Origin of the sequence: Paenibacillus sp. MY03, assembly GCF_002165585.1 — a bacterium.
In the GTDB taxonomy this organism is placed as follows: domain Bacteria; phylum Bacillota; class Bacilli; order Paenibacillales; family Paenibacillaceae; genus Pristimantibacillus; species Pristimantibacillus agaridevorans.
Genome location: NZ_MXQD01000002.1, coordinates 89,938 through 105,135 on the forward strand (window position 1 = coordinate 89,938; position 15,198 = coordinate 105,135).

The 15,198-nt window shown below is 48.3% G+C and carries 9 protein-coding genes and 1 pseudogene; 9 read left to right on the top strand and 1 reads right to left on the bottom strand.

Annotated elements, in window-relative coordinates; translation table 11 throughout:
• Window positions 1–12 precede the first annotated feature (12 nt).
• The 6 genes from B1748_RS02095 (at window position 13) to B1748_RS02120 (ending at window position 11,531) form a co-directional block, all read left to right on the top strand.
• Window positions 13–903: a carbohydrate ABC transporter permease gene (locus B1748_RS02095; RefSeq protein ID WP_087566217.1), complete on the top strand. Its 891-nt coding sequence runs from the start codon at window positions 13–15 to the stop codon at window positions 901–903.
• Window positions 900–2,576 (top strand): right-handed parallel beta-helix repeat-containing protein, encoded by a 1,677-nt coding sequence (locus B1748_RS02100; protein ID WP_087566218.1) that lies wholly within the window; start codon window positions 900–902, stop codon window positions 2,574–2,576. Before B1748_RS02095 ends, B1748_RS02100 begins: the two co-directional genes overlap by 4 nt.
• Window positions 2,573–3,751 (top strand): SGNH/GDSL hydrolase family protein, encoded by a 1,179-nt coding sequence (locus tag B1748_RS02105; protein ID WP_087566219.1) that lies wholly within the window; start codon window positions 2,573–2,575, stop codon window positions 3,749–3,751. Before B1748_RS02100 ends, B1748_RS02105 begins: the two co-directional genes overlap by 4 nt.
• 8 nt (window positions 3,752–3,759) lie before the next feature.
• Complete coding sequence (locus tag B1748_RS02110; RefSeq protein WP_087566220.1) at window positions 3,760–6,180, top strand: GH116 family glycosyl hydrolase; 2,421 nt, start codon at window positions 3,760–3,762, stop codon at window positions 6,178–6,180.
• 23 nt (window positions 6,181–6,203) lie between these two features.
• Window positions 6,204–9,584 carry an alpha-galactosidase gene (locus tag B1748_RS02115; RefSeq protein ID WP_087566221.1) on the top strand — a complete coding sequence of 1,127 codons (3,381 nt, stop codon included), beginning with the start codon at window positions 6,204–6,206 and terminating at the stop codon, window positions 9,582–9,584.
• A gap of 66 nt (window positions 9,585–9,650) precedes the next feature.
• Complete coding sequence (locus tag B1748_RS02120) at window positions 9,651–11,531, top strand: glycoside hydrolase family 15 protein (RefSeq protein WP_087566222.1); 1,881 nt, start codon at window positions 9,651–9,653, stop codon at window positions 11,529–11,531.
• Window positions 11,532–11,633: 102 nt separating this feature from the next.
• On the opposite strand, the pseudogene catA reads toward B1748_RS02120, so the two are convergent.
• Window positions 11,634–12,285 (bottom strand): annotated as a pseudogene (gene catA, locus B1748_RS02125) (type A chloramphenicol O-acetyltransferase); the annotation flags it as partial.
• Between the two features lie 236 nt (window positions 12,286–12,521).
• Here catA and B1748_RS02130 point away from each other — a divergent pair.
• From B1748_RS02130 to B1748_RS02140, 3 genes are all read left to right on the top strand, one after another.
• Complete coding sequence (locus B1748_RS02130) at window positions 12,522–13,121, top strand: TetR/AcrR family transcriptional regulator (RefSeq protein WP_087566224.1); 600 nt, start codon at window positions 12,522–12,524, stop codon at window positions 13,119–13,121.
• 71 nt (window positions 13,122–13,192) lie between these two features.
• A complete protein-coding gene (locus tag B1748_RS02135) occupies window positions 13,193–14,407 on the top strand; it encodes an MFS transporter (RefSeq protein ID WP_087566225.1) in 1,215 nt (404 codons plus the stop codon).
• 278 nt (window positions 14,408–14,685) lie between these two features.
• A complete protein-coding gene (locus B1748_RS02140) occupies window positions 14,686–15,051 on the top strand; it encodes a hypothetical protein (protein ID WP_087566226.1) in 366 nt (121 codons plus the stop codon).
• Window positions 15,052–15,198: the final 147 nt, after the last annotated feature.

Below are 15,198 nucleotides of genomic sequence, written 5' to 3' on the forward strand. Positions count from 1 at the left end.
AAGTTGAACCGAATGGTTCGAGCGAGCACTGGAAGAACTGTGTTCCAGCTTATTAATTACTTGCTGCTTGCATTTTTTGCTTTCATTTGCGTGGCGCCATTAATAAATGTTTTGTCCGTATCCCTCAGTGAAAGCGCCTATGCAGCTGCCGGAAGCGTAAAGCTGTGGCCCGTTCATTTTACGATTGAATCTTATGTATTTGCATTCAAAGACAAACTGCTGCTCTCTTCCTACGGGGTATCAATCCAGCGTGTTATTATAGGCGTTGCAATCAATATGTTTCTTACCATTCTTGTAGCGTATCCGTTGTCGAAGGAAGTTCGAGAATTTCGTTTTCGTACCTTGTATGCATGGTTTTTGTTCATAACGATATTGTTTCATGGAGGTCTGATTCCTTGGTATGTAACGATTCGCCAATTGAATTTGATGGACTCGATATGGGCGCTTGTCCTACCGTCGGCAGTGCCGGTATTCAACTGTATACTGCTGCTGAATTTCTTCCGCCAGCTGCCGAAGGAGCTGCAGGAATCCGCTCATATGGACGGAGCGGGTCATTGGACGATTCTGTGGCGGATCATGGTTCCGTTGTCTAAGCCAGCACTGGCGACACTAGTCTTGTTTGCCTGTGTCAACCATTGGAATTCTTGGTTTGACGGACTAATTCTAATGAAGCGGCCGGAGCATTATCCACTGCAGACTTATTTGCAAACCAAGGTTATTAGTTTTGATGCAAGCGCACTCGCAGGAGCCACGAAGGAAGAGCTGGAATCGCTGATGGCGGTATCCGACCGTACCCTTAAGGCGGCACAGATTTTTCTGTCTGCGCTGCCGATCATGTGCCTGTATCCGTTTCTGCAAAAGTATTTCGTGAAAGGAATTGTGATGGGGAGCGTGAAGGAATGAGCAATGGGGAGTTTATAACGTATTTACCTGGTGATAAAGGAGATTCCGGTAACGCGAAGCAGTTCTTTTATGTTAAGGATTTCGGTGCGAAGGCAGACGGCGTCTCCGACGCGGGCCCTGCCATACGCGCCGCAATCGCAGCCGCGATCTCATCAGGAAAAGATGCGGAGGTTAGATTTGAACGTGGACGTTATCGCGTGGAAGGCGGTCAAAATAATGAAGCGGCAGTCCGTATCGTCGGCGCTCGCAAGCTCGTACTGAAAGGTGAAGGCAGTGATACAGTTATTGTCGCGGGGAATCCGCTGGCGAGCGGCATAGAGGTGGTGGACTGTGATGATGTATTAATCCAAGCGCTCGCCGTTGATTACGATCCGCTGCCTTATACACAGGGTACAGTAGCAGAAGCAAGACCAGCCGAAGGTTGGTTTACGTTTCGAATTGATGATTCTTATCGACAGTTGGACGAAAGCTATTTCAAAGAAGTGGAAGCGCGTTGGGGCTTGGTCGTTCGAGGAGCAGGCGGACCAGAGCCGCGTTACGGTCCGCATCCTTTATTGGATCTAACCTGGGAGAAATCAGGGGATTCCGAATGGCTCGTGAAGGTTTCCAATCCAGAGATGCTCCAAGCCTCAGGCATGCGGCCTGGGGATCGGTATGTCCATATGGCGAGAAGGCATTACGAAAGTGCAATCATTTTCTGGCGCACGAATCAGGCTGCTTTGCGTGACGTTACTGTATACGCTGGTCCGGCGCTCGCAACTATTTGGGGTCAGAACAATAATGTGGTAATCGACGGCTTGCGTGTCGAAGTGCTTCCGGGCTCGAATCGGCTGCTGTCCGCCAACGGTGATGGAATTCACAATTTGAATACACGGGGCAATCTGATCATCCAAAATTGTTCGTTCTCCGGCATGGCCGATGATGCGATAAATATTCACGTACGTGCAGGAATGATTTGCCGGGTATTGTCCCCGGATATTCTGCATGTGCGAGGTGGCTTGTTCGAAGCACTTGCAGGAGACACGCTGCAAATCTATAGTCCGCAATTAGGACAGATCCGAGCCGAGGCACAGGTGCTGCATGCCGCCAAACTGCCGGATGAAACCTTGGAGATTAAGCTGGATCGAGAGATTTCTAACGCTCTCGCGGGTAATGGTTTGCACGATTCCGATCATGTCTACAATTTGTCTGCATGCGGCAGAGGATTTGTCGTGAGGGGCAATCATTTCGGCAGACACCGGGGACGAGGTATTCTCGTCCGTAGTCTGGACGGGACAATAGAGGGTAATACATTCACGAACGCGGAAGGCTGGGGAGTTGCCGTTCAGCATGAACCTGATTGGGAGGAAGGGCCGCTTACGAGGAATCTTTCAATCGTGAATAATACGTTCAAAGGAGATGAAGTGAACGTCATGGCGTCCATTCATATTGCCGCTGGAACTCCAGCAGGAGTTCAGGCTGCGGATTGGGGTCAGCCGATAACGGGAATTTCCATCAAGGATAACCAATTCCTTAATCCGCATTACCCGCTTATTCATATACAATCCGCTGCGAATATCGTCATTTGCGATAATAATGTAAAGGATTTGCTGCCGGGAACAGGATTGGACATTAAAGCGATTGAGACCGAGAACGCTCAAGGAGTAGAGGCCGAGGAGGCGTGGATCGGATGAATGACCGCGTATGGAGGCATCGCAAACCGCTTGCGAAGCTTAAGCGGAAGCTGAGGCAGGGAGCGGCGACTATCGGTTTCCTCGGAGGCTCCATAACGGAAGCCGCCCCGGGACATAATTGGCCGGAGAAGGTGTTGTCCTGGCTGACAGAAAGCTACCCGGAGGTACGTTTCACAGTCGAAAATGCCGCAATCGGCGCGACGGGAAGTGACTTGGGCTGTTTCCATGCTCGCAGAGACATCCTCGACCGTGGCTGTGATATCGTATTTGTCGAATATGCTGTCAATGATTTTTACGGCGATAAGGAAATCCGCAAGCGCTCGCGTGAAGGATTAATTCGTCAATTGCTCGCAGGAGGCGCGACGGACGTCGTGCTTGTATACGCCTATTTGCAGGCAATGTATAAGGACATGTACGATGGCGGAATACCGGATTCGATAGATGAGCTTGAGACGTTGGCCGTTCATTACAGCATTGGTTCCGTCTGGGCGGGGCTGCATGCCTTTGAAGAAGTTCGTCTCGGCCGCATGGATTGGGACGAATGGCTGCCCGACGGCTTGCATCCGACTCATCGGGGCAGCCTCAGCTATGCCCAAGCGGTAATTGCCTTTCTTGAGAAAGAGCTTCGGGCGGTAGAAGGGGAGGCTGGCGATTCTCCGGGAGCTTCTGGAAAACAGGCAGCAGGCGAGGAAACTGCTGGCCACCAAGGAGCTACCGTTGAACACAAGGCAGCCAGCGTTCTGCCGGAGCCGTTGAACGTCTCTCATTGGGGCAGCGTTTCACGGCTTCCAATCACAGAGGTTACGACGGAAGGACCTTGGCTCATCCGGCGAAGCAGCCGCCTTGTTTGGATTGATCAGATGCTCACGACGTCCGCAATCGGAGCCAAACTTGCCTTTTCATTCGAAGGCGCTGGGCTGGCGCTCGCCTTCGACTTCGGAAAACGTTCGGCGAATTTCATTTATCGGATCGATGGGGGAGAGCAGGTCGTGCACGTCTTCGATCGTCAGGATTGGTGTCCGGAGGAAGGCATGTTCCAGCTTGCTCTTGTGGGACGCGACCTTCCACCCGGCCAACACCGGATGGAGCTGGAAGTCATACACGGTGACGGGCCGGGGTGTACAGGAACCCGGTTCAAACTGGCATTTATAGGTGTCATACATGAAACGAGGTGAGAGAAGGTTTGAAGTACGAAGGAAAGGTTTACGGTGAAGGTTTGAACGATAGAATTGCCTATCCGATTGGCGGGCTAGGTGCGGGAATGATTGCACTTGAAGGAACTGGGGGGCTTTCCCACTTCTCTCTTCGGCATAAGCCGGAGCTGCTTAACAAGCCGATGTGTTTCTCCGCAGTTACGGTCTGCGGTGAAAATGCTATTGCTAAAGTGCTTGAAGGTCCAATGCCATCACGATCGATCTACGATCTTCGGCACGGTCCTCATGGCGGTGCTGCTGGCGGCAACAACGGCAGAAATTACGGTCTGCCTCGGATGGAAGAGAGCTTCTTCACTGCGCGTTTCCCATTTGCGGAAGTAGCGATGAAGCACTCGCAATTGCCGGTGAATGTTGTATTGACAGGCTGGAATCCATTCGTGCCTGGTCATGCCGATGATTCCTCATTACCGGTGGCAGGACTTGAATACAGGTTTCATAATCATTCGAGCGATCCTGTCCAGCTTGTCTATTCCTTTCACAGTACAAATTTTATGTCGTGCGGGGATGGCGAAGCGTCAGCCAAGCCGATTGACGGGGGTTTTGTTCTTGAACAGGAAGGTACCCCTGATATGCCCTGGACTGCGGGACAATTTTGTGCGGCTACCGATTACCCAGGAGCTGTGACGGATACGTCGTGGTTCCGCGGAGACTACTGGTTTGATACTCTTACGATGCTATGGCGGAAGATCGAAGGAGCGAGTGCGGGCAGTCTGCCCCAAAATTATAATCCAGGAGGGAAGGGAGGCAGCTTGTACGTTCCAATGTCGCTGAAGCCGGGAGAAACCGCGACCGTGCGGCTCCGGTTAAGCTGGTTCGTTCCAGAATCCGATCAGCGTCATGGTTTTTTTGCCAATCCGGACGAACACGGCTATTACAAGCCATGGTATGCGGCAGCGTTCGAAAGCGGAGCAGAACTCGAAAGCTATTGGCGGAAGGAGTATTTCCGTTTGCGGGCTTTAACGGTGAAGTTCTCGGATCATCTGCATGCCAGCAATCTTCCTGCAGAAGTAATGGAAGCGGTTTCGTACAATCTTGCGATTCTGAAATCGCCGACGATTATGCGTCAGCACGACGGCAGGCTGTGGGCGTGGGAAGGCTGCTTCGACGAAGAGGGAAGCTGCTACGGAACCTGCACCCACGTCTGGAATTACGCACAAGCATTAGCTCATCTGTTTCCTGGACTGGAGCGGGAAATTCGACGTACTGAATTTACGGAGGGGCAGAACGAGGAAGGGCATCAAAGCTTTCGTGTCCCGCTGCCGATTGCGCCATCAGCTCATCTAGAACAAGCGGCGGCAGACGGGCAACTAGGCGGCATTATGAAGGTTTACCGGGAATGGAGAATTAGCGGCGATACCGGGTGGATGCTTTCCTTATGGCCCAAAGTGAAACAAAGCTTATCATTCGCAATTCGAACATGGGATCCCCGTCATACAGGGGTGCTGGAGGAGCCGCATCACAATACTTACGATATCGAGCTGTGGGGACCGAACGGGATGAGCGCAACGCTTTATTTGGGCGCGTTAAAAGCAGCGGCGATCATGGCGGAAGCGGCGGGAGAATCGTCAGAGCAATACGAAGCCTTGTATGCAAAAGGAAGAGCGTATGCGGAATCGGATTTGTTCAACGGGGAATATTTTGAGCAGCATGTACGGTGGAAGGATCTTGACGCACCGCTGCCTCAAAACGGACACAAAGCGAACAATGTCGATTATTCCGAGGATGCATACGCCTTGTTTCTGCAGGAAGGACCCAAATATCAATATGGCACTGGCTGCCTCGCGGATGGCGTGTTCGGCTGCTGGCTTGCCGCTGTGTGCGGGCTTGGCGACATTCTCGATCCGAGCAAGGTTGCTAGTCATTTGCTTAGCGTATACCGCTACAATTTCAAAACCGATTTGTCTGAGCACGTAAATCCACAGCGTTCGGGCTTTGCGATTGGCAAGGAAAGCGGTCTGCTGCTTTGTACTTGGCCAAGAGGCGGAGAACCGACATTGCCGCTTCAGTACAGTAGAGAAGTATGGCCGGGGCTCGAATACCAGGTTGCTTCTCATCTGATTTATATGGGATTCGAGCAAGAGGGGCTATCTATTGTAAGAGCATGCCGTGACCGGTTCGACGGACGAGTGCGCAACCCGTTCTCCGAATACGAATGCGGCGAATGGTACGGCCGTTCACTGTCCTCTTATGCGCTTTTATGGGCGTACGGGGGAATTCGCTACGACGCTCTCAATCAAACGTTATACGTGAAACGTACTGCAGCCAATCATGACTTTACTACTTTCATATCAGCAGCTACCGGTTATGGAATGGCTGGCGTGAAGGACGGAATACCGTTCGTTAAGTGTCAATCAGGGGAAATTCAGGTGAATCAGATCGAATGGTATTAACTCATATAGGGATGTGATAACGAATGATAACACGGAGTAGCATCTTAAAAAATAATAGGATAATCCTGCTGCTGTTTACTTTGCCATTCATGCTTTATCTGATTATGTATGAAGCCAAAACGGCCTATGCATCGACTTCGACTTCGGGAGATGCTTACGTAACCTATGATTCAGGTACGAGAACATGGACGCTCGGTACGGATGATGTGGAAAAAAAAGTTCGCCTGAATGATCTCGGTCAATTTATGCAAACCAGCTTCAAGAATAAGCTGACAAACCGCGAGTACGTGCAGGGAACGCAGCAATCAGACGAGTTTCAAATTAAGATCGGAAGCACGGTCTATAATGGTTCATCTACGGGCTGGATCTATGATACGCACGATGTAACGACGCTTTCTCAGGGGGAGCTGCAGCTTAAAATCACCTTTCATAATAGTGTGGTGAAGGTGCATCGCTATTATGTTGTTTTCCCTGATACCGGTGCCATTCGCGAATGGTCGGAATTTCAGAACGTGTCGGGCAGCCCGCAAAGCTTCTCATCGCCCTATATGTTCAAGCAGCGGCTGATGCAAAATGACAGAGCCGATATCGATCTTCAATATATGACCGGAGGAGGCAACTTTACCGGCTCGGGCGTGCTCAAGACGGTATCCATGACCGGAAGCTATAATCGCACCTTCGACTCTTATGATGCTCCCGAGGTTATGATGGTTGACGGACACTACCAGAATGCGATAGGCACGTATGAGCAGGGAACTTCTGTATATGACGCTTTTTTCGTGCTTCGCAACCGTTCCTTGTCCGAAGGCATCTGGCTGTCTTTTGATTTCAACGGGCATTGGCTGGCCCAAGTGAGTGAAACCGGTACCCCGATCAACTTAAGCGGCTATGTCAGCATGGCTGATTACCTGGTGGCAGACAACGCATCGATTACGGGCGCCAAGAGCATCATCGGCGTCTTCAGCGGTGATTTGGATGATATGGGTAATACGATTTTAGATTACTCATACCGCTATCTTTGGGATTATACCCGCGGCTCGGGTGGCGGCTCATGGCAAAACCGGATCAGTCCGCAAATGCCGAGTGCTTGGGAGTCTACGAATTATGCACGATACGCCGGAGGCACGGTCGTTCATGTTGATGATAATTGGTATGACCGAAAAGGCGACTGGAATGAAGCGCTTGCGGACGAAAGCTTTGCCGATTTGAATGAATACGTGCAGAAAAGCGGAATCAAGATGAGGGTGTGGTCCCCTTTCTGGCATGTAGACTATGGATCCGAGGTAGTGAAGAATCACCCTGAGTGGCTGGTAGAGGATGACGAAATGACTTTTTATGGTCTGCATCTGAATTTGGCGAATGAAGATGCTTATGACTGGATTGTGGACAAAGCTACTTCAAAACAGACGGAGTGGGGTGCTTATGATTGGCGCTATGACGGAGCGCCTGCGTGGAAATCGGGAGGAAGCGACAATGATATGCTTGCGCAGTCCCATAACTTCTTCCGGCTTTTGAAGGAGTTCAAGGATGCGAATCCGTATGCGACCATTCAAGGGTGTGCATCCGGCGGTGAGATTTTGTCGATGGAGGCATTGCGGTATGTTGACGCGCAGCAGTTGACAGATGGACTCGCCTATCATTACGCAGGCTACTATCAATCATTGAAAATTCCATTAGTGAAGCTTGGACACGGCTTTTACTCTGAACCGGACATCGATGCGGATTTCACTACACTGGAGCCTAAAAGCGCTGCAACTAAAGAGAAATATCGAGAATTTGTGGAGATGCAGCGATACATTGGCACTCAAGGAGTAAATGGCAGATGGAGTAAAGTATTTCGTCCAACAATGGCCTTCGGCGACGAGACATACATGCTGCAAACGACAAATGGGGATCAGACCAAAGCTATGATCATGTTCAATGGATCAGCTCCTTATTTTAACACGAATTTAACGGTTTATCCGAAGGGGTTGCTTGATGCGACCGATTATACATTAAGCTGTCCTAAAGGGAGCTGCACATCGCAAACGCGTACGGGAGCTTACTGGAAATCGAACGGAGTAGCGTTGACAAACCTGCAGGCTGGGGAAATGATCTTTTTTAACATGACCGATTACCCTGGTTCGGGAGTAGATACGATTGATCCGTCCGCTCCAAGCTATGCGACCGTCCAGAAAGCGGAATACATGGGGCATTACGGTGCGGAATTAAACTGGAGCCCGGCGAGTGACGACCGCTTCTTGTCTTATTACGAAATTGAACGTAACGGCACAGTCATCGACAAAGTATCGATCGGTACCTTTTACTTTTTGGAAAATGCTGATTCCGGTGATGTTTACCGAATTAGAAGCGTCGATGGCGACGGCAATGCTTCCACATTCGTGACGGCAGCGTTACTGTCTGGAGGCCCTACGCCGCCCGCCCCGCCAATTATTGCGAGCCGCTATGAATTTGCGGCGGATTTCAGCTCATCTCAAGGAGCTAATCAATGGGCATATCAGCAGCAATACAATCCATTTCCTGGTTATAATTATTTAACGAATCTATTCTGGGACGCTTCGAACAACCGTTGGAAAGGAAATGATGCTTATCCAATGGCAGCGCCTGGATGGGTCCACCCTGGCGATGAATACAACCCTGTTATTAAGTGGATCGCTCCTAAGGACGGTACCGTCCGAGTGAGCGGAACGGTGTCTTTAAGTCAGGCGGGACAAGGAGGAGACGGGATCGTAGCACGTATTCAAGGGCCGACTAACTCGCCGTACACGAACGGTGATATTTGGGGACCGCATACGCTAGGCGGTAATGATACCGTTGGTATTAGTCACGATCTTATTATAGAGGTGAAAAGAGGGCAGGTAATCTTCTTTATTGTCAATAAGAACGGCAACGAATACTTTGACGGTACGCATTGGAATCCGGTAGTAACCTATGGTTCCTTCCATTCTGCTTCGGCTGGTTTTTCCTCAACACAGGGAGATGGAGGCTGGTATTACCAGCAGTGGGATGGAAGCACCTATTATAATTTGCCTACTTACGATGCCGGATCGGCAGCTTGGCAGCAAAGCGGTACGGATTTAATAATTGGAGCTGCATTTCAGCATCCGGATACAAATGAGTCGGTGCGCAAATGGGTCGCTCCCTCAAGCGGCACAATCGATGTGACTGGAACCGTAAAGATGTATCAGAGTGGCGGAGATGGAGTCGTCGTCACGATCAAGAAGAATGGCACGACGCTATGGGGCCCGCATTTGATCGATGGAAACGATACGACGACAGGCGTTAGTCATCACGTAACTACAACAGTTACGGCGGGTGATGCGATCTTTTTCATCGTGAACAAGAACGGCAGCAAATATTTCGATTCAACATTATGGGATCCAATGATTAGTCTCTATCCGTAAAGGGATAAAGGAATTTAAAATTTATTAATTATTGAATCGGATCAGGTATGAGCAGGGGGATTCCCAATGAGGAAATGGAACAGCCACGCAGTAGATGATGGAACTTTGCACGCCTTAGGGAATGGAAGATTAGCCGTATATGAACAAGGGCCGAATATCAATCAAGTGTTTGGACCTCCTTACAGCTCGCCCTCATTTCTCAAACTCGTCATCAACGAGTCTGAGAATGTTGAGACGCATTCCTATAGAGAGACGGGAACAGCGATCTGGACACATCGGATTTACCGGAATCAAGAATACATTGGAGAAATAACTGATTTTGTTGATTGGCATTATCCCTGCTTGATTAGAAAAATTGTTTTGAAGCAATCTTTGAAGTTCAAGCTTGTCGTGGATGAGGATGTTGAGCTTTTGGATAATGGACATCGGTATGCTTCATTTAGCAGTACTGTCGGCCTATTGGCCGTTGCCAAAGCTGGCCGTTTTATTTACGGACGATATCCGACGACGAACGACAGTGTTCTTCAGGTGATCGGTACTGGCAGTCTTAATCATCATGGAAGCAGGGAAGGAAATATTCGAGAATGGTGGTGCGGGCCTGGCGAAAGCCTGATGTATCTCGCGGGAGGCCGCTCTTATCCGGAATGTGTGCTTACTGCAGAAGAGGTTCTAAGCAGTGATTATAATACGAGACTGTCCAGCAGCAGGGATTATTGGAAAAAGTACAGTTCGGGGAGGATTAGCCTGGAGAGCAAGCTTCGGAAAGATATTCCTTTACAATCCCTCATGGAGGCGATAGATGATTATTCAGTTCTTGTAAAAGCTCAGCAGGGGATCGAAGGTGGGATTATGGCCGGCCATAATTACCATCTCGGTTACATTAGGGACCAATACGGCGCGTTCCGATGTCTTTTAAAGCTCGGGCATTATGATGAAGCAAAAGAAGTTCTGCGTTTCTACTGGAACACCTGGCATAAATCCGGTTTCCTGAAAAATGCCCAAGGAATTGGAAGGGATGGATTATTCCATGTCCATGAAAACGATGATGTAGAAATCACGGGTTACCTGATTATTCAAGCTTTCGATTATCTTAAACAAACGAATGATGAAGCTCTGATCAAAGAAATCTGCCCAATGCTGGAATGGGCCTGGACAGTTCAAACCAAGCATCTTGCCTGCGAAATGCTTCCGTTTAATGGGGATGAAACATACATTGCTTGTGGGATCCTGCCACGAGATATCATCTATGATGGATCGGCGGAAGCGACCATGCTCTTTATTATTGCGGGAGAGGTTTTTCTGGAGTGGCTGAAGCAAAATCAGATTTGGGAACATGTGAAATGGAAGGAACAGCATAAGATATGGCATAAAACGATGAAAAGCTACCGAATTAACTTTTGGAATGACAATAAAGTTATGACAAACAACCCGAACCGCAAGAAGGGCTTGCAGCTTCCAAGATTCAGACATGGCGTGTGCGAGAGTTGTTCTTACTTTGGCTGGACTGAGAATGATGGAAATAACCGTTACGTCTGTGCTTCCTGCATGTCAGGCAGTGCTGTTCTCGAAGAGAAAAAGGATACGTTTTATTACTTGCCATCTGTAAGTCTAATGCATTTGTATATGGGCAGCACTTTATTTTCCAGAGAGGAGCTGGCGAGGGTTTTGGACGACATTATTATCCAATACGAAAGAGACGGAAGTTTGCCTTCCAAACCCAATAGCACAATTACGTTAGGCTACGATTATGGATTATTCCTTTATGGGTTGACGGTTCTGCAGCATCCTTTGTCGAATGAGATCTTCGAAAAGATACTATCAATCCGCGATTCTGTAGGGGCATGGACGGAATATTACATCAATGAGAAGCCGCAGGGTACTCGTTATCGGCCTTGGGAAGGCGGGATGAACCTCGAATCGGCTATCCATTATGCAATGAATAATTAAGAAACAGACTGGAAAGACGATTTTTTTGTGCTTTTTTTATCATTTAATAAAAAACGGGGCTGTTCATCAGTTTTCACTGACTGGACAGCCCCTTTGTCTGCTATTATATAAGCCAGCCATCTGGCTTATCTGCCAAATCTTGAACAGAGTTCATAAACAATCCGGCATGATAACCATCACAAACAGAGTGATGGACTTGAAGAGATAGAGGTAAATATATTGAATTACCTTTATTTATGATTTTCCCCGCAGTAATAATGGGCAGAAGATACTTGCTGTTATTATTAATATTTAGGTTAAATCCAGTAAACGAAGTCCATGGGATAATAGAAATAGAAAAAGTGTTTTCAGGTATAGGTGTCTTGGGAAACAATTTCCCTGAACCATTATAAATTCCGACATCCTCAAGGTAAGAGTCATAAAATTTTTTAAAGTCATTAGTTCCAGTAGTCCAAATACCAGAAAATGTCTCAGATGCACGATCAAAAATCGTATATAGCGGGTCTAACTTATCCCAAACACCTAAATCTCCATCACGAGTATAACCAGTCCTAAAAGCCGTATTTGAGTTTATCACACTTGTCACTAAAAAAATAAATGCAGGATAAAATTTATATTCTTTTTGTTTTAAATTTTGGTATAGGACACTAATGTCAATTTCCGTGGTAATGCTAAAAGTCGTATGTTGGTTCAAATAATGATTAAATATCTCTTTTCTCTTCCAATTGTTTAAATCAATTTTATTAAACTTCATTTGATTGGCCTCCTAAATTTTTGTCTAAAGCGGATTTAGGAGGCCGACTCGTCTGCTTTCTTCATTAGAATCAATCCTTTTTAAAGGGTAGAATATTATTGTATCATATAAAACAATTTTAAAAACAATCCACTGCTGACCATTAAAACAAAACACTTGGCAAATGCATTCGATTTCGTTATAATACTGAATATATTTTCAGTGTTATTTGTCAATCGGGGAAAGGCGGTTCGCCTATGAATAAGAAAAAGCAGCAAACCGAGCAGACCAAGAAAAGGATCGCCGATGCGTCCAAAGCGTTATTCGCGCAAAAGGGCTTTAAGGCGACGTCGATAGAGGATATCGTAAAAGCGACCGGATGCAGCGCGGGCAATATTTATTATCATTTTAAGAGCAAGGAAGGTCTTTTTTTTCATTTGCTGGATGATTGGAACAGGGAGTGGGAAGACAATTGGCTTGCTCGGGAATCGATGTATGCGTCCACGATCGACAAGCTGTATGGGATAGCTGAGCATTCGGCTCTTGATCATTTAAACCATCCGCTTAGCAAAGCGGTCGATGAATTTTTTTTCAACGCGGATAATGATCCGGTGATCGAGGAGCGCATTAATGAGATGGTGGGAGGTTATATTGAATTTAACCGGCAGCTGCTTCAGCAGGGAATCGACAACGGCGAGCTGGAGATGGCTGACGTAACGGGGATCGCCACGATTTTGGATATTCTCATGTACGGTTTAAATCAGCATACCCGAAAGATGGGACATGAGGAAGCGCTGGCGGCGTATCGACTGGCCATGGACGTCTTTTTGCATGGCATTGCCAAGCGGCCGCGCTAGGCTCTTTTTTTGAATTAATTTAGAATAAATATTCAGTAATATTAGCAAGATGACAACTGGAGGAAACTGCGATGGCATTACTGGTCAAAAAACGGGGAGCTATGCTCATCCTTATGCTTAATCTATTTCTAGCTTTCACGGGTATCGGTCTCGTCATACCGATTATGCCTAAATTTATGGAGAGCTTGGGCATTACCGGCGGAATCGTCGGTCTTCTCGTGGCTGCCTTTTCGCTGACCCAGCTGCTCTTCTCGCCGCTGGCCGGACGGTTTGCCGATAAATTCGGCAGGAAACGCATGATCGTTATTGGCATGGTAGTTTTTGCATTGTCGGAGGTGTTGTTCGGATTGGCGCATTCTCCCGTCCTGCTGTTTGTTTCCAGGCTGCTTGGGGGAATTAGCGCCGCCATGATCATGCCGGCCGTCATTGCATATGCGGCTGACATTACGACCAAGGAAGAACGCGCGACGGGGATGGGGTATATAAACGCGGCGATTACGACCGGATTTATTATTGGACCAGGTATAGGTGGTTATATTGCGGAGTTTGGTATTCGCGTTCCTTTCTATTCAGCGGGGGTGGCCGGAATTATTGCGGCGATTCTCACCTTTTTTGTTTTGCAGGAATCGGTGCCTGCCAAGTCAGCCGAAGACGAATCAGGCGTTCCGTCCGCCGACAAGGCGCATGGAAGTCTGCTGACTCAGCTAAGGTATTCCTACCGGGAGCCGTACTTTTTAAGCTTGATAATCGTATTTGTTATGTCTTTTGGTCTGGCCAATTTCGAGACGGTGTTCGGTTTGTTCGTCGACCATAAGTTTGGTTTCGAACCAAGCGACATCGCGTTTATCATTACGTTCGGCTCCATCGCCGGCGCCGTCGTGCAGGTAACGGCCTTCGGCTGGATTCTCAGAAGGTTCGGCGAACAAAACGTCATCTCGGTTTGTCTTCTTTTCGCCGGAATCTTTATTTTCCTGACGCTGTTCGTTCATCGCTTCTGGATGATATTTGCCGTGACGTTTATTATCTTCCTGGCAATCGATATTTTGCGTCCGGCCATCAGCACGCAGATGTCCATGGTGGCCAAGGATCAGCAAGGATACGTGGCCGGTCTTAATTCGGCCTTTACGAGTCTCGGCAACATTGTCGGACCCATCGTGGCGGGATTTTTGTTCGATCTGGACATCAACTTTCCGTACGCAATGGCTTGCTTGATCCTGTTGGTCTGTTTCGGAATGACGCTGAGCGCGAGAAAGCGCGGATTGCAAAAGGTTAAATCGGTTTCGTAGGGCAGATGCTGGGGGAGTAGAAGGGCAGGGGGCATGTCGATTGCGACAAGCCTCCTGCCCTTTTGTAGTTTTATCCTTATGCAGCGTCAACTCATGTTCAATTTCCCGACTCGCATTATAGAGAAACCTTAAAGCTCGCATTATAAGCTTTTTTCAAATGATACAGTATTGTCAAAGGATCAGAAGGGCTAACATTAGAACTTGCGCCAATGTTGTACAATGGTTATAGATGCGTTAAGGGAACCTATCTTTAAATATTGAAGGAGGATCGTGCCGGCATGGTAATCGTTACGAACGAAGAGAAATCGGAGTCCATAAAATCGTTGCAATCAACGATAAGAAAACTCGAGAGCGCCTTGTCCCAGATGACGCAAAGCGGGGCGAATACGACCTTGGTCCAAAAGCGACTCCGCGCAGTCGGCATCGGTCTCGCTGTGCTTGAAAACCTCTGGCATCAAAAATCTCATTCTTACACCCCCGATGAATTGAATGAAGCTCGCGAAGCGCTCGTCGGTCTAACTCCGTCAGTCGAAAACAGCTACGCAAAGTCTAAGGCAGGCAGTCCGCAGAAGACGCTGCTGGCAAGGAGATTAAAGGCGCTGGAACTCGCGGTTCAGGCGATGGACGACCTTTCCGCTAAGTAAATTCCGCTAAAAACGCGACATGGCAATGTACATAAGGCGTCGCGAATCGCCGATGCGAGTCTAACCGCGATACGCTATCGCTTTCTATGGGTTCTTGATCGTTCAGCATTGCTGAACGATCAAGAGCTTTTTTAGTTGGACGAGGAA